This window comes from Lysobacter cavernae, from assembly GCF_042648505.1.
In the GTDB taxonomy this organism is placed as follows: Bacteria; Pseudomonadota; Gammaproteobacteria; order Xanthomonadales; family Xanthomonadaceae; genus Lysobacter_L; species Lysobacter_L cavernae.
This window is the reverse complement of sequence record NZ_JBHRXK010000009.1, coordinates 1-15,207: the sequence shown is the minus strand read 5'-3', so window position 1 is coordinate 15,207 and position 15,207 is coordinate 1. Positions and strand designations below refer to the sequence as shown.

Here is a 15,207-nt window from a genome sequence, read left to right as displayed (position 1 = left end):
GCGGGCCTTCTGGTCATCGACAGATCGTATGTCTACTTGCGCACCACCGCCGGCGGCGCCCAGTGGCCTTCGAGGAATTCCTCGCGCGGCGAGTACAACCGCAGCAGCAGCGTGAACGGCGCCTTGGCGACCGGCAGCCAGTTGCCTTCCTTGTCCGCGCCCGGCGAATCGGCCTGGATGTACAGGTCGAGCGAACCGTCGGCGTTGGCGACGAGCTTGTCGCGGTCGCCGATGGCCTGGCGCTTGATCGCGTTGGGGATGAAGTAACCGTCGGTGTCGTACGCCGTGACCGACCAGAACGCGTCCACCGGCGGCGACTGGCCCTTGTCGAAGTGCAGCACGTACTTGTGGTTGCCATCGAGCGGACGGCCCTCGCTGTCGCTCGACAGCGCCGGGTAGACCGCGTCCTGCGGCAGGTTCTCGCCGACGCAGCACTGCGCGATCGCGGCGCGATACAGGTAGTCGGTGCCGTAGGTGCCGCTGCGGGTGGTGTAGACCCAGCCCTTGCCGCCCTTGCCGGCGGCCTTGTCGCCCTCGGCCACCACCAGCGCCTTGCCGTCGGCGTAGCCGCGCTCGAACGCACTGCGGATGTTGTCCGGCGCCTTGCCCAGGTCGAAGCTCGCGCCGACCTTGAAACCGGCGCGTTCGAGCCGGTGGATGATCGGGTAGTCGATCGAGGTCGGCGGGTTGTCCTTCAGCAGCTCGGCGAATTGGCTGTAATAGGTCGCCGCGTCCATCTGGTCGACCACCTTCGGCGGATCGGCCTTCATGTCGATAGCGGGATCGACCGTGCCTTTGGGCGGCGTGTAATCGCTCTTGCCCCGGGCCGACAGCGGCCGCAGCTGATAGCCGGCCTGGATCTTGTGGACGTTCTCGTAGTCTGACGGGCCATTGGTCTGGGTGCGGCCGATGATCCACACGTAACGGGTGGGGCTGCGGATCAGCTCCAGATCCGCCGGCACGTCGCCCTGCCACTGCGGCGCGACCACGAGGAAATCGCGCGCGGTGTTCCTGCCGGTGGTGCGCGTGCCGGGCACGGCGAACACGTCGGTCCACAGGCTCAGCATCGGCAGCTGGAAGTAACGGTCGGTCGCCGGCACCGACAGCACCTGCGGCTCGGCCTTCAGGTCGAGCACGGCCGCCGAGTACAGGGTGTCGACGTTGGTGCGGATGACGATCTTGTCATCGGCATTGGGATACGCAAGCGCGTGGTGGAACTGGTTGGGCGGGCCGAAGGTATCGCCGGCAATGGGCTCGGCGAAGTTGCTCAGCTTGCGCACGGTCGCGTACGTCAGCATCGCCGGATAGGCGTAGACGTAGGCCTCCTTGGCGATGGCGTAGGCCTCCTGCTCGGAGATAGCGGGTGCAGGTGTCGTGCTGCCCGTGACCGCCGTCTTGGCCGGATCGGTCGTGACGGTAGGCGCGGCGACTTGTTCGCGTGAACACGCTGCGATGGCCAGCGACAACAAGGCGACAGTGAACGGACTACGGATGATCGGTTGCATGACTTCCCTCCGGGTGATCGCGCATCTTCGGGGCGTAAAATGTGAAGGCCGCGTGAGATTCGGCTCGTGTTGTGCCCATGACCGCAAGTTGGGCGGGCCCACCTCCATGTTGCCTGAACCACAGCAAAAAAACCCGGCAAAAAGCCGGGTTGTTTTGCTCACTGCGCCCGTTGCCGACGGCGCAGGTATTGCTCGACGGATCAATCCGCCGTCAACGCCGCCAGCGCGCTGTTGAAGGTCGGGCTCGGACGCATCGCCGGGCCGAGCGCGGCCAGGTTCGGGTGGTAGTAGCCGCCGATCTGCACCGGCTTGCCCTGCACCGCGACCAGTTCCGCGACGATCTTTGCTTCGTTGCTTTCCAGTGCGTTGGCCAGCGTCGTGAATTTTGACTTCAGTTCGGCATCGCTGCCCTGGTCGGCCAGTGCCCGGGCCCAGTACATCGCCAGGTAGAAGTGACTGCCACGGTTGTCGATGCCGCCGACCTTGCGCGACGGTGACTTGTCGTTGTCGAGGAAGGCGCCGTTGGCGGCGTCCAGCGCATCGGCCAGCACGCGTGCACGCGCGTGGTCGTAGCGCTCGGCCAGATGCTCGAGCGAAGCGGCCAGTGCCAGGAACTCGCCGAGCGAATCCCAACGCAGGTAATCTTCTTCCACGAACTGCTGCACGTGCTTGGGCGCGCTGCCGCCGGCACCGGTTTCGAACAGGCCGCCGCCGGCCATCAACGGCACGATCGACAGCATCTTGGCGCTGGTGCCCAGCTCCATGATCGGGAACAGGTCGGTCAGGTAGTCGCGCAGCACGTTGCCGGTGACCGAGATCGTGTCCTGGCCCTGGCGGATGCGATCGAGCGACAGCTGCATCGCCGCGACCGGCGCCAGGATGCGGATATCCAGACCGGCGGTGTCGTGGTCCTTCAGATACTTCTCGACCTTGGTGATGACGTTGGCGTCGTGCGCGCGCTGCGGATCGAGCCAGAACACCGCCGGCGTGTTGGACAGGCGCGCGCGGTTGACCGCCAGCTTGACCCAGTCCTGGATCGGCGCGTCCTTGGTCTGGCACATGCGCCAGATATCGCCGGCCTGCACCGCGTGCTCCATCAGCACGTTGCCGGCGCCGTCGAGCACGCGCACGCTGCCGTCGGCGGGGATCTGGAAGGTCTTGTCGTGGCTGCCGTATTCCTCGGCCTTCTGCGCCATCAGTCCGACGTTGGGCACCGAGCCCATGGTCGCCGGGTCGAATGCGCCATGCGCCTTGCAGTCGTCGATCACCGCCTGGTAGATGCCGGCGTAGCAGCGGTCCGGGATCACCGCCTTGGTGTCCTGCAGCGCGCCGTCGGTGTTCCACATGCGCCCGGAGTCGCGGATCATTGCCGGCATCGAGGCGTCGACGATGACGTCGCTGGGCACGTGCAGGTTGGTGATGCCCTTGTCGGAGTTGACCATCGCCAGGCCGGGACGCTGCGAATACTCGACGGCGATGTCGGTGTCGATCTGCGCGACCACGTCGGCCGGCAGCGACGGCAGGCGCGCGTACAGGTCGCCGATGCCGTTGTTGGCATCGAAGCCGGCCTGCGCCAGCGCGTCGGCGTGCTTGGCCAGCACGTCGCGGTAGAAGCGCTGTACCGCGATGCCGAACATGATCGGGTCGGAGACCTTCATCATGGTCGCCTTCAGGTGCAGTGAGAACAGCACGCCCTGCGCGCGCGCGTCGTCGATCTGCGCGTCGATGAAAGTCGACAGCGCCTGCGCGCTCATCACCGCGGCGTCGATCAGTTCGCCGGCCTGCACCTTGATGTTGGTCTTGAGCATGTTGCGGCGGCCGTCCTGGCCGACCAGCTCGATCGACACGGTGCCGGCCTGCGTGATCAGCGCCGACTGCTCGCTGCCGTAGAAATCGCCATCACTCATGTGGGCGACATGCGACTTCGAGTCGGCCGACCATGCGCCCATCTTGTGCGGATGCTTGCGCGCGTAGTTCTTCACCGACAACGGGGCGCGGCGGTCGGAGTTGCCTTCGCGCAACACCGGATTGACCGCGCTGCCCTTGATCTTGTCGTAGCGGGCCTTGATCTCGTTCTCGCGCTCGCCCTGCGGCTCTTCCGGGTAATCCGGCAGCGCGTAGCCCTGCTGCTGCAGCTCGACGATGGCGGCCTTGAGCTGCGGCACCGAGGCGCTGACGTTGGGCAGCTTGATGATGTTGGCTTCGGGCGTGGTCGCCAGCTGGCCGAGCTCGGCCAGGTGGTCGGCGACTTTCTGGTCGTCGCGCAGGAAATCCGGGAACTGCGACAGGATGCGGCCGGCCAGCGAGATGTCGCGAGTCTCCACGATGATGCCGGCGGTGGCGGTGAAGGCCTCGACGATCGGCAGCAGCGACTGCGTGGCCAGGAACGGGGCTTCGTCGGTCAGCGTGTAAATGATCTTGGGGGTGTTGGGCATGTCGGCGGGGACTCGCTTGCGGATGCGGAAGAGGAGGCCCTCGCGGGCCGGGCACCACCGTGATTGCGTGAGTGCCAAGGTCGACGGGCGCCAGGACGGCGCGCAACCGCGCCATTGTCGCGGTTCACGCGAGTCCGGGCAAAGCACCGAAGGTGATGTTGTCGTGGCTTGGGGTTATCAGCCCGCACGTGTGCGTACGGAGATCATGCGTTCCGCACCGCGCCCTCGAAGGTTCAGGCGGCCAGCAGCAGGTCGGGAATGCGCCGCAGCACGCGCCGGAACGGTGCCGGGTCGTCGAGGCCGCCGGCCAGGATCAGTGCGCCCTGGACCTGCAGCACCGCGTCTTCGGCGCGCTCGCGCGCGGCCTTGCGACTGACGCCGGCCTCGACCGCAAGCGCGGCCAGCGCGTCGATCCAGGTCGAGAACGTGCCCTGCAGGCGGGCCTGGAAACGCTCGCGTGATCCGCCCAGGACCAGGTTGCCAAGCAGGCAGCGCTCGCTGCCGCCGACATAGAACGCGTCGAGCGCGGCGAGCATCGCCTCCAGCCGTTTGCGCGGCGTGCCCTTGCCGCGCAGCGGCGCCAGCGCGGTGTCCGCCAGCCAGGCGTCGATGCGGTCCAGCACGCCGCGCGCCATGTCCTCCTTACCGCCGGGGAAGTAGTGGTACAGGCTCGATCGCCCCAGGCCGGTGGCTTTCGACAGCTCCGCCAGCGAGGCGCCGTCGTAGCCGTAGGTGCGGAACACGGCCATCAGGCGGTCGACGACTTCTTCGCGGGGCATCAGTGCGGCGGGCATGGCGGTTTCCTACAGAACGATCGGTACAGTCCCAGACGGCGGCGGCTAGGTCAAGGCGGCCGGCCCGCTTGACAGTCGCAATGGACGTCCATATTGTACTGATCGTTCGGTTCAAGTTAACGGAAATGGCCGAACCCAGGTGGTCCCTGCGAAGTAAACGGCGCTGCCCTGGCACCCAATCTCCGCCTCATCCATAAGGAATGCCCTCCATGCTCAACGTCCTTCCAGATGCCCCGCTCGAACCGGCCTCAGCCCAAGGCGCCAACGCTGCGCCGCTCCTGCCAGACATCCGCCATCACACCGTCCTCGTCGATGGTGTCGAGTTGTTCTACCGCGAGGCCGGACCGCGCGATGCCCCGACCCTGCTGTTGCTGCACGGCTTTCCCACCTCCAGCCACATGTTCCGCGACCTGATCCCGCGCCTGGCCGACCGCTACCACGTGATCGCGCCGGACTACCCGGGCTTCGGCCACAGCGCCATGCCGGCGCGCGAGGCGTTCGCCTACACCTTCGACCGCTACGCGCAATTGGTGGACGGGCTGCTGCAGCAATTGCACATCGAGAATTACGCCGTGTACGTGATGGACTACGGTGCGCCGGTCGGGTTTCGCCTCGCCGTCCAGCACCCCGAGCGGGTCAGCGCCCTGATCGTGCAGAACGGCAACGCCTACGACGAAGGCCTCGGCGCGTTCTGGGATCCGATCAAGGCGTACTGGCACAGCGGTGCGCAGACCGAGCGCGAGGCCTTGCGCTGGTTGACCTCGGCCGCGGCCACGCAATGGCAGTACAGCAACGGTGTCGACGATCGCACGCGGCTGTCGCCGGACGCGTGGACGTTCGACCAGGCCCTGCTCGATCGCCCCGGCAACCAGGACATCCAGCTCGACCTGTTCCACGACTACCGCAGTAACCCGCCGTTGTACCCGCAGTGGCAGGCCTACTTCCGCAACCACCGTCCGCCGACACTGGTGCTGTGGGGCGAGAACGACGAGATCTTCCTCGCTGCTGGCGCCGAGCCGTACCGCCGCGACAACCCGCAGGCCGAGGTGCATCTGCTCGACACCGGCCACTTCGCCCTGGAAACCCACGCCGCGCCGATCGCCGCGCTGATCCGCGAGTTCCTGCAGCGCCATCGCATCGGCGGCGCAGCGTGACCGCCGAGGCCCTCGCCGCTGCGCGACCGCCGCTGCCGCCGTTTACCCGCGACAGCGCGCGGCACAAGGCCCGCCTGGCCGAGGACGCCTGGAACAGCCGCGACCCGCAACGGGTCGCGCTGGCCTATACGCCCGACAGCCGCTGGCGCAATCGCGCCGAATTCTTCAGCGGCCGCGAGGCGATCGTGGCGTTCCTGCAACGCAAATGGGCGCGCGAGCACGAGTACCGGCTGATCAAGGAACTGTGGGCGTTCGACGAGCAGCGCATCGCGGTGCGCTTCGCCTACGAGTGGTGCGACGATGACGGGCGCTGGTTCCGCTCGCACGGCAACGAGCAATGGGAGTTCGACGCGCAGGGCCTGATGCGCCGCCGCGAGGCTTCGATCAACGACGTGTCGATCGCGGCCAGCGAGCGTGCATTCCGATGGCCGGCCGGGCCGCGTCCGGCCGATCATCCCGGCTTGAGCGAACTGGGCCTGTGAGCCGAGTCGCTGCGCGCTGTGCGGTCAGGGCGTGACCGGGACGTTCCAATGGTCCGGAGTGAGCGGCGCCAGGCGGTGGGCGAGGCGGGCGCGATCGCATTGCGGACTCGCCTGGCCGTGCTCCCAGGCCGGCTGCAGTTCGCGGCACGGCGACGGCCGTTGCGCATAGATGCCGCAGTGCGCGTCGCGGCCGACCTGGCCGCACAAGGCGGTGCAGCGGATCGGCGCGCTCAGTGTCCCCTGCATCGCGACGCGGTGCGGATCGAGCTTCGCGGTCAATGGCATCGGCGTGATGCCGCCGACCGCGGGCTCGCTTTCGGACCAGTGGAATGCAACCCGAAATGCGGCGCAGCAGGCGCCGCAACTCAAGCAGGGATGGATCGGCATTGCGTGCGCGGGCTCAGGCGCCGCAGCACTTCTTGTATTTCTTGCCGCTGCCGCAGGGGCACGGCGCGTTGCGGTCGGGGGTGTCGGCACGGCGCAGCGGCTCACGCGGGGTCAGCGCCTCGATGCGGTGATGGTGCAGGTCGGCGAGCATCCCGGGCAGGCCGGCGATGATCTCCAGGCGCTCGCGGTAGCTGATCGGCGTGGCCGGCTGGGTCGGGTCCTCGGCCAGGACTTCGCCGCTGGCGAGGCGGTCGAGCAGGGCGAAGATCTCGTCCATCCATTCGTGCTCGTCGAGCCACTGGTCCCAGGCGATCTCGTTGAGCTCGACGCCGCGGAAGAAGCCGAACGCCCAGTCGCGGCCGACGTCGAGTTCGTCGTCGTTCTCGGCTTCGGGTTCCTCCGGCAGCCACAGCAGCGGCGCCAGGTGGTCGGGCAGGTCGTCGTCGCCGAAGCGCACGCGCTGGCTGACCATGTTCCAGTGGCCCTGCAGCAGCGCCTCGACCTGGACGCGCTCGTCTTCATCCTTCCAGCGCGGCGGCATGCCCCACACCGGTGCCTGCCACTGCTCGAACGCCACCGTCTCCGGCCCCACCGCCAGCGCCGACAGGTAACCGTCCAGCGCCTCCAGGTTGAAGCCCTTGAACGGCACCGCGCGCTGCTCGAGCAGCTCGGCGAGGCGTTCGATCTGGTCGTCGTCGAGGGTGGTGGGGGCTTTCATGGGCGGACTCGGTGGCAGCTTCGGGAGCGGGAGACCGCGCATGGTAGTCGCGATGGCGTGGACTGTCCGAGAATTCACCGATGAGCGCCTGCCCCTGCCACCCCGACCGCCCCTACGCCGCCTGCTGCGGCCGCCTCCACGCCGGTGCCGCGGCCGAAACCGCGGAAGCGCTGATGCGCTCGCGCTACAGCGCCTATGTGCGCGGCGAACGTGACTACCTGCTGGCGACCTGGCACCCGCGTACGCGCCCGGCCGAGCTGGACCTGGGCGATGTCGGCGCGACGCGCTGGCTCGGGCTGGAGGTCAAGCGGCACGCGCTGACCGGACCGGACGCGGCGACGGTGGAGTTCGTCGCGCGCTGCCGCAGCGGTGGCGCGCCGGCGGTGCGTCTGCACGAGATCAGCCGCTTCGTGCGCGAGGACGGCCGCTGGTACTACCTCGACGGCACGTTCCCGGCGCGCTGAATTCGCGCATCGGCGCGCAGCGGATAAAAAAAGGGCGCGGCCAGAATCGCCGCGCCCGGGCTTGCCCGCCCGAAGGCGGAGAGAGAGAAGGGTGCCTTACTTGATCTCGAACTCGCTGGTCTGCGCGGCCGCGCCATTGAGCCAGACCTCGGCCTTGTACTTGCCGGCCGGCCACGGCTTGGTGTTGGTGAACTCGAAGTTGGTCGTGCCCATGTCGGTGGTGTTGAGCGTCTGCTTCTGCTCGCCGGCGGTCTGGCCGTCCTGGTAGACCAGCTTGGTGGCCAGTTCGGCGTTGCTGGCGGTGCCGCTGGTGGCGACCGAGACGATGATCTTGTCCTTCGACGTGAAGGCGGTCATCGGCGCGGCGATCTTCTTGTCGGCGCCGGCGGCGGTGCCGAGGGTCACGCCGGTCACGCTGACCGCGGCGGGGGCCGGGACGGGCTCGGCCGGCGGCAACGGCGCCGGTTCGGTCGCCGCCGGTGGGGTCACCACCGCGGCCTCTTCCTTCTTCTTGCAGCCGACCAGGGCCAACGAAGCCAACAGGGCGGCGGCCACGGCCAGGTGCATGCGATTGCGGATCATCATGGGTGGATCTCCTGATAAGTCGGGTAAGAGCGTGCGTACGACCGGCGCAGCGGTCGCGGGCTCAGTCGTCGATCGCGGGAATCTTCAGCACCTGGCCCGGCTGGATCTTGTCGGGGTTGTCGAGCTGGTCGCGGTTGGCGTCGAAGATCGCGTTCCACTTGCTGGACTTGCCGTAGAACTGCTTGGCAATGTGCGACAACGTGTCGCCCTTGGCGACGGTGTAGGTTTGCTCACCGACTTTTTCCTCGGTGCTGTCGACCGTGGCGCTGACGCCGGAGAAGTCGGCCTTCTCCACCTTCTGCTCGGTCGTCTCGACATTGGCGCTGACGCCGGAGAAGTCGGCTTTTTTATCCGGGGTGGTCATGGGTTGCAGGCTCCTGCCGTATGGGCGGGAAGCACCATGACACGGCACTTGTTAAGGAAATATGGCGACCCGGTGAGCGCCGGACCGGCGGTTCATTGGCGCTCGTCGCGGCCCGCGGCCGGACGCGGGGTGCCCGGCGTGGCGCGCCAGGGGTTGATGTCGAGACCGCCGCGGCGGGTGTAACGCGCCTCCACCGACAGCTGCTGCGGCCGCGCGCGCGCAAGCAGGTCGCTGAAGATGCGCTCGACGCACTGCTCGTGGAATTCGGCGTGATCGCGGAACGACACCAGGTAGCGCAGCAGCCCGGCGCGGTCGAGTCGCGGCCCGCGGTAGGCGATCACCACACGCGCCCAGTCGGGCTGGCCGGTGACCGGGCAGTTCGACTTCAGCAGCGCGCTGGTCAGGGTCTCGCCGACGACGTGGGCGGCATCGGCGGACAGGTGGTTCGCATTGGGCGGGCCGTAGTCGTCGATGGCGACGTCGAGGCCGTCGATGCAGTCCAGCACGGCGTTGCCGGCGGCGCTCTCGTCGATCGGCGGCAGGCCGAACGCCACCGTCACCGGCGCGCCGGCGGCACGCGCCAGGTCGTCGGCGATGCGCGCGCGCACCACCTCGACGCTGTCGAAGCGCGCGGCGTTGAACGAGTTGAGGTAGAGCTTGAGCGACTTGGACTCGACCAGTTGCGGCGAGTCCGCCGGCACCGTGATCGTCGCGGTCGCCACGCACGGCTTGCCGCGCGCATCGAGCCAGCTCAGCTCGTAGGCATGCCAGCGGTCGACGCCGATGAACGGCAGCGTGTCCTCGCTCAGGCCGATCTCGTGGCGGCCGAGCGTGCGCGCGATCGGGAACAGCAGGAACGCGTCGTAGGCGCGCGGGTAGTCGACGTGGCGGCCGAGGGGAAGTTCTTGGCTGGTCATGCGGCGATTTTACCTGCCTGGCGCGCGACCGCTGGTCTGGATACTGGCCTGGAACGTGAAAGTTGTCGTCATCCCCGCGCAGGCGGGAATGGCGATCCAACCGGCTTGTTCAGACTTTCCCCGGCCCGTGCAGATAATCCAGCGTTACCTGCAACAACGCCCGCAGCCCCAGGTCCAGCGCCGACTCGTCCAGCGCGAACTGCGGTGAGTGGTTGCTCGGCGCGGTGACCGGGTCGATGCCCTTGGCGGTCGCGCCGACGAAGAAGAACATCGCCGGCACTTCCTTGGCGTAGAACGAGAAGTCCTCCGCGCCCATCTGCAGTGACGGCTCGACCACGTTGGCGGCACCGGCCGCCGCCTGCAGGCTGGGCAGCATGCGCGCGGTCAGTGCCGGGTCGTTGACCGTGACCGGATTGCCGTCCTCGTCGGGCACCTGCGCCACGGCGGTGGCACCGTTCGCGGCGCTGACGTGTTCGGCGACGTTTTTCAGATCGGCGAAGATGCGCTGGCGCATGCCCTCGTCGAAGGTGCGGATGGTGCCGACCAGCTCGACCTCGTCGGGGATGATGTTGTAGCGGATACCGCCCTTGATCGCGCCGAAGCTGACCACCGCCGGCAGCTTGGCGATGTCGGTGCGGCGGCTGACGATGGTCTGCGCGCTGCCGATCACGTCGGCGGCGGCGACGATCGGGTCGATGCCGCCCCACGGCCGCGAGCCGTGCGTCTGCCGGCCTTTCACCTTGATGGTGAACTTGTCCGAGGCCGCCATCAGCGGGCCCTGGCGCACGCCGATCTGGCCGGCCTGCAGGGTCGAGAACACGTGCAGGCCGAACATCGCCTCGGGCTTGAAGTCCTTGAACAGGCCTTCGGCCAGCATCTGCGAGGCGCCGCCGTTCTCGCCGGCGGGCGCGCCTTCCTCGGCCGGCTGGAACACCAGCATCACCGAGCCGGGCAGGTCTTTCTTCATCTTCACCAGCGCATCGGCGATGCCGAGCAGGATGCCGGTGTGGGCGTCGTGGCCGCAGGCGTGCATGACGCCGGTGGTCTGGCCGTTGAAGGTGGTGGTGACCTTGGACGCGAACGGCAGGTCGACCTGCTCGGTCACCGGCAACGCGTCCATGTCGGCACGCAGCGCGATCTTCGGCCCGGGCTTGCCGCCCTCGATGATCGCGACGACGCCGTGGTGGGCGATGCCGGTGCGCGGCTTCAGGCCGAGCGCGCGCAGGTGCTCGGCGACCTTGGCCGCGGTGCGCGTTTCGCGGTTGGACAGCTCCGGGTGCTGGTGGAAATCGCGGCGCCAGGCGACGACTTTCTGCCGCACCGCCTGGGCTGCGGCGGTGACTTCGGGGCGCTGCGTGGCGGCAGCGGCCTGCGCCTGGGCGAACAACGGGGTGGCGAGCAGGGCGCCGGTCAGCACCGCAAGCAGCAAACGCATCGGCAGACTCCAGGAAGTGTTCGCCGATGCTAGCCGATAGCGGCCGGCGTCGACCGTGCACCGGTCAGGCGTGCCGTGCAGGCGGTCCCGTGCGACGGCAGCCCGGGCAAGCGCAGCGCACCCGGGGCCTGGTCGCGGTGGTTTGCGTTGCCGGGTGCGACTGCAGCCTTACCCGGGCTGCGGCATCACGGCGCGTGCAGGTAGTCGAGCGTCAGCTGCAGCAGGCTGCGCACGCCGACGTCGAGCGCCTGCTCGTCGAGCAGGAACTGCGGCGAGTGGTTGATCGGTGCCTGGGCCGGATCGATGCCGGCGCCGGTCGAACCGACGAAGAAATACATGCCCGGCACGGTGTTGGCGAACTGGGCGAAGTCCTCGGCCACCGTCACCATCGGCATCTCGATCACATTGCCCTCGCCCACCGCGCGTTGCAGCGACGGCCGCACGCGCGCGGTCAGTGCCGCGTCGTTGACCGTGGTCGGCGCATTGCTGACCACGCTGAGTTCGGCACTGGCGCCGCTGGCATGGGCGAAATCCTGCGCGGTGCGCGTAAAGCGCGCGATCACGTCCTCGCGCACTTTCGCATCGAACGTGCGCAGCGTGCCGACCAGCCGGGCCTCGTCGGGGATGATGTTGAAGCGCACGCCGGCATTGAACTGGCCGGCGGTCAGCACCACCGGGGTCGCGGCGATGTTGACCTGGCGCGCGATCAGGCTCTGCGTGCCGAGCAGGATCTGCGCGGCGACGGTGATCGGGTCGACGCCGTCCCACGGCCGCGAGCCGTGGGTCTGCTGGCCGCGCACGGTCAGGCTCCATTCGTCGGCGGCGGCCAGCAGCGGGCCGCTGCGCACGCCGACCTGGCCGATCGGCAATCCCGCCCAGACGTGCAGGCCGAACACCGCCTCGGGCTGGAACTCACGGAACACGCCCTGGTCGAGCATCAGCTTGGCGCCGAACGGCTGGCCCGGTTGCGGCGGCCCTTCCTCGGCCGGCTGGAACACGAACATCACCTCGCCCGCCAGCGTGTCCTTCTGCGCCGCCAGCGCCGTGGCGACGCCGAGCAGGATCGCCACGTGCGCGTCGTGGCCGCAGGCGTGCATCACCCCGACGTTCTGCCCGCGATATTGCGTGGTGACCTTGGACGCGAACGGCAGGCCGGTCTGCTCGGTCACCGGCAGCGCGTCCATGTCGGCGCGCAGCGCGATGCGCGGGCCCGGTTTGCCGCCCTTGAGCACGGCGACCACGCCGGTATGCGCCACGCCGGTGCGCGGTTGCAGGCCGAGCTTGCGCAGTTGCTCGGCGACCAGGCGCGCGGTGCGCACCTCTTGCTCGCCCAGTTCGGGATGCTGGTGGATGTCGCGGCGCCAGGCCACGACCTGCGCTTGCACGTCGCGCGCGGCTTCGGCGACTTCGGGCGCAGCGGACGCCTGGGCTTGCAGTGGTGAAGCCAGCCAGGCGGCGAGCAGGGTCGGCAGCAGCAGTGGGCGCATTGAAAGAGTTCCCGGGAAACAGCGCGATGCTAGCGTCAAACCGGCACCGCATAGCGCGCGATATGACGATTGATCCGGCCCGAATTGTGTTTCACGTAGGAGCGGCTTCAGCCGCGAGCTTTGGGCGGATGCCCCGTGGACACGCGAAGTACTCGCGGCTGAAGCCGCTCCTACAACGATTTATTTGAGGGTCGGATCAATTCGGATCAATAGGGTGCGTCTACGCGCCCAGCACGGCGGCCCGCCGCGTGCGACTGAGCGAGCCCAGCGCATGCCGGTAGGACCACTCCACCAGCTCGGTCAGGTAGTCCTGCGGCACGCGGTGCACGTCGACGATGGTCACCCAGCGATAGCGCCCCATCCAGCGCGCCGGCTTGATGCCGGGCACATCGGTCAGCTCGACGAAACGCTCTGGCGTGACTTTGATGCTGAAGCGCCACTGCTCCGGCTCGCTGGTCTTGAAATAGGCGAAGGTCTTGTCGCCGACCGCATAGACCAGCACATTGCGCGGCGGCGGGTGCAGGCGCGCGGTGGCGCCGGCGAGGCCGGCGCAGAATGCCTGCAGTTGGGTCGTGTCCATGCATGCAGCTTAAGGTGTCGTGCTTGCCGGGCTGCAGCGAGCGATGTCATCGCGGCGCCCGCACAGCGCCCGGTGCTGTGCCGCAATCACGCGCTACATGCAGGCTGACGGTAAGCAGCCCTCCAGCGACGCCGCGGAGCGGCTTCCGCGGGAATGCAGGGTTGGGCGCCACCTTCATGGCTCACCGTCCCAGTAGCCTGCATTCCTGCCGATTTTGGCGATCACCTCGAAGGGGTTCTCGCGGTCCATGCTGCCCTCCGCCATGAACTTGCCCGAGTCGGGGTACTCGTAGATCTCGGGCTCCTCCAGGGTGCTGATCGACAGGTACTTCAAGGGGGCCTGGGAGGTGTTGATGATCTGGTGCGGGTACTCCGGCCCGGCTGGAATGAAGATGACGTCGCCGGCCTTGATCGGCAGCATCTCCCCGGCCACGCGCAGTGTTCCCGTGCCTTCAAGAACGACGAAGAGCTCTTCCTGCGCGTGATGCAGGTGATACGGACAGACGCGCTTGCCCGGCGGAAGAATGTCGAAGCATGTGCCGAGCTTCCTGGCCGCGGTGCCCAGGGAGAGCTTCGAGCGTTGCGACTCGTACAGCGGCGGCCGAACAAAGTCGGTGTAAGGCACTTCGTGGACGTTGCGGATCAGTCGTTCAGCCAGGGTCTTTGCGTGTTCGGACATTGCGAGACTCGCATGTGTGAGTGGCGCTTAAGGCAATGCTGAATAAGTCGCTTCTGCTCGTCATTCCCGCGAAGGCGGGAATCCAGGGGCAATGTTGTTCAAGGGCTTAACGTCCATGGGTCCCCGCCTTCGCGGGGATGACGACACGTGTTGAGCGTTACCCCCCCTAACGCCTGAATCAAGCCGGGACGCGAAGCCGTCGGCTTGAATGAATTGTTAGCCTTCACACCTAGAACATGCCAAGAGCATTAGGCGAGTCCTTTGGGATCTCCTGCCCGATGTCCCACATCTCGACGATCTTAGAGCGCTCAAATCTGAGAATGTGCACGACCGCATATTCCTGATTGGTTTGATACAAGTGTGAAAAGACAGCTACGCGATCACCAGAATCAACGACCTGCTTTACGGTGAGGGATTTGTTTGGTTCACTCGCGGCGCTTTGCTCCATTGCGACGAGAAGTGACTCGCGGTCTCCAGGGAAGTAAGCGTTGTGATGCGTGAAAGAGTCTGCAACATGGCGCTCATACGCCTCGCGAACGCTGCCTGAGGTAATCATGGCGAGGAACTCAGTGGCAATCTCGGAGTTGCGTTGGGTGCCCATGACCTGTCTCCGTGAAGGCTAACGCCTGAGTTAAGCCGAACCGCGTAGTGGAAGCAAAATGTGGCACGCTTTTTTGTGCCACATTTTGCTGGAACGAAGCGGTTTCGGCTTGAACGAATTGTTAGGCGGCGATCTGAGCATAGCTGAGTGTCAAGCGCGCTTCTTGAGCAGTGTGAATAGCTCAACGAGCACGAGTGTCACGATGCAGGCAGGTATCGCAGCTAAGAGCAGCCAAGGTGTGGTATTCCAGTACTCAGCGGACTTGGTTGTTGCGCCGCCAATGAGCATGAGCGTTAAGGCGAGCCAAAGAGGAAACAGGCCAAATAAGTACCTTGCCCTTGTGCTGCTTTTGGCGCCGGTGTCTGGGTGAGGGCTGGTGAGAAATGTGGCAAGAAGCCCAAGCGGCGGGGCAATGAAGGTCAACAGCAAGGCTCCAACCCAGGAGCGCTGTTTCTTGTACGCCACAAACGCGGCGATCAATGGGAGGAATATCCAGATTGCGATGTAGGTCAGGTTCATAGCCGCCTAGCAGGCTGCTGAAATACCGCCCGTCTTGAACACGATCCGCCCCGGCTGCGATGGCACGAGCGGACTTTCATTCAGATCGGCGCACCGTTGATC

General features: G+C 67.0%; 17 protein-coding genes. 3 read left to right on the top strand and 14 right to left on the bottom strand.

Annotated elements, in window-relative coordinates:
• Positions 1-32: 32 nt before the first annotated feature.
• The 3 genes from ACFOLC_RS14840 to ACFOLC_RS14830 form a co-directional block, all read right to left on the bottom strand.
• Positions 33-1,505, bottom strand: coding sequence for a DUF1254 domain-containing protein (locus ACFOLC_RS14840; RefSeq protein ID WP_386760039.1), 1,473 nt, complete (start codon positions 1,503-1,505; stop codon positions 33-35).
• A gap of 200 nt (positions 1,506-1,705) precedes the next feature.
• Entirely contained in the window at positions 1,706-3,940 is a 2,235-nt protein-coding gene (locus tag ACFOLC_RS14835) for an NADP-dependent isocitrate dehydrogenase (protein ID WP_386760038.1), read from the bottom strand.
• Positions 3,941-4,173: 233 nt separating this feature from the next.
• Positions 4,174-4,734, bottom strand: coding sequence for a TetR/AcrR family transcriptional regulator (locus ACFOLC_RS14830; protein WP_386760037.1), 561 nt, complete (start codon positions 4,732-4,734; stop codon positions 4,174-4,176).
• 209 nt (positions 4,735-4,943) lie between these two features.
• Here ACFOLC_RS14830 and ACFOLC_RS14825 point away from each other — a divergent pair, with 209 nt between their 5' ends.
• Positions 4,944-5,888, top strand: a complete 945-nt coding sequence (locus ACFOLC_RS14825; RefSeq protein WP_386760036.1) for an alpha/beta fold hydrolase — start codon at positions 4,944-4,946, stop codon at positions 5,886-5,888.
• Positions 5,885-6,370: a nuclear transport factor 2 family protein gene (locus ACFOLC_RS14820; protein ID WP_386760035.1), complete on the top strand. Its 486-nt coding sequence runs from the start codon at positions 5,885-5,887 to the stop codon at positions 6,368-6,370. Before ACFOLC_RS14825 ends, ACFOLC_RS14820 begins: the two co-directional genes overlap by 4 nt.
• Positions 6,371-6,394: 24 nt before the next feature.
• Here the strand turns inward: ACFOLC_RS14820 and ACFOLC_RS14815 are convergent, their stop codons facing one another.
• Both ACFOLC_RS14815 and ACFOLC_RS14810 read right to left on the bottom strand, forming a co-directional pair.
• Positions 6,395-6,757: a YkgJ family cysteine cluster protein gene (locus ACFOLC_RS14815; protein WP_386760034.1), complete on the bottom strand. Its 363-nt coding sequence runs from the start codon at positions 6,755-6,757 to the stop codon at positions 6,395-6,397.
• Positions 6,758-6,770: 13 nt separating this feature from the next.
• The gene (locus tag ACFOLC_RS14810) at positions 6,771-7,475 is read right to left on the bottom strand and encodes a UPF0149 family protein (protein ID WP_386760033.1); all 705 of its coding nucleotides are present in this window, start codon (positions 7,473-7,475) and stop codon (positions 6,771-6,773) included.
• Positions 7,476-7,555: 80 nt separating this feature from the next.
• Here ACFOLC_RS14810 and ACFOLC_RS14805 point away from each other — a divergent pair, with 80 nt between their 5' ends.
• Complete coding sequence (locus tag ACFOLC_RS14805) at positions 7,556-7,939, top strand: YchJ family protein (protein WP_386760032.1); 384 nt, start codon at positions 7,556-7,558, stop codon at positions 7,937-7,939.
• 96 nt (positions 7,940-8,035) lie between these two features.
• Here the strand turns inward: ACFOLC_RS14805 and ACFOLC_RS14800 are convergent, their stop codons facing one another.
• From ACFOLC_RS14800 to ACFOLC_RS14760, 9 genes are all read right to left on the bottom strand, one after another.
• Positions 8,036-8,521 (bottom strand): hypothetical protein, encoded by a 486-nt coding sequence (locus ACFOLC_RS14800; RefSeq protein WP_386760101.1) that lies wholly within the window; start codon positions 8,519-8,521, stop codon positions 8,036-8,038.
• 64 nt (positions 8,522-8,585) lie between these two features.
• Positions 8,586-8,888 carry a LysM peptidoglycan-binding domain-containing protein gene (locus ACFOLC_RS14795; RefSeq protein WP_386760031.1) on the bottom strand — a complete coding sequence of 101 codons (303 nt, stop codon included), beginning with the start codon at positions 8,886-8,888 and terminating at the stop codon, positions 8,586-8,588.
• Positions 8,889-8,980: 92 nt separating this feature from the next.
• Positions 8,981-9,805 (bottom strand): NADPH-dependent 7-cyano-7-deazaguanine reductase QueF, encoded by an 825-nt coding sequence (queF, locus tag ACFOLC_RS14790; protein WP_386760030.1) that lies wholly within the window; start codon positions 9,803-9,805, stop codon positions 8,981-8,983.
• A 109-nt stretch (positions 9,806-9,914) separates the two neighbouring features.
• On the bottom strand, positions 9,915-11,240 hold the full coding sequence (locus ACFOLC_RS14785) for a M20 family metallopeptidase (RefSeq protein WP_386760029.1): 1,326 nt from the start codon (positions 11,238-11,240) through the stop codon (positions 9,915-9,917).
• Between the two features lie 185 nt (positions 11,241-11,425).
• The gene (locus tag ACFOLC_RS14780; RefSeq protein WP_386760028.1) at positions 11,426-12,727 is read right to left on the bottom strand and encodes an amidohydrolase; all 1,302 of its coding nucleotides are present in this window, start codon (positions 12,725-12,727) and stop codon (positions 11,426-11,428) included.
• Between the two features lie 220 nt (positions 12,728-12,947).
• On the bottom strand, positions 12,948-13,307 hold the full coding sequence (locus ACFOLC_RS14775; RefSeq protein WP_386760027.1) for an MmcQ/YjbR family DNA-binding protein: 360 nt from the start codon (positions 13,305-13,307) through the stop codon (positions 12,948-12,950).
• A 174-nt stretch (positions 13,308-13,481) separates the two neighbouring features.
• Positions 13,482-13,985 (bottom strand): cupin domain-containing protein, encoded by a 504-nt coding sequence (locus tag ACFOLC_RS14770; protein ID WP_386760026.1) that lies wholly within the window; start codon positions 13,983-13,985, stop codon positions 13,482-13,484.
• A gap of 229 nt (positions 13,986-14,214) precedes the next feature.
• On the bottom strand, positions 14,215-14,586 hold the full coding sequence (locus ACFOLC_RS14765) for a nuclear transport factor 2 family protein (protein WP_386760025.1): 372 nt from the start codon (positions 14,584-14,586) through the stop codon (positions 14,215-14,217).
• A gap of 150 nt (positions 14,587-14,736) precedes the next feature.
• Entirely contained in the window at positions 14,737-15,105 is a 369-nt protein-coding gene (locus ACFOLC_RS14760) for a hypothetical protein (protein WP_386760024.1), read from the bottom strand.
• Positions 15,106-15,207: the final 102 nt, after the last annotated feature.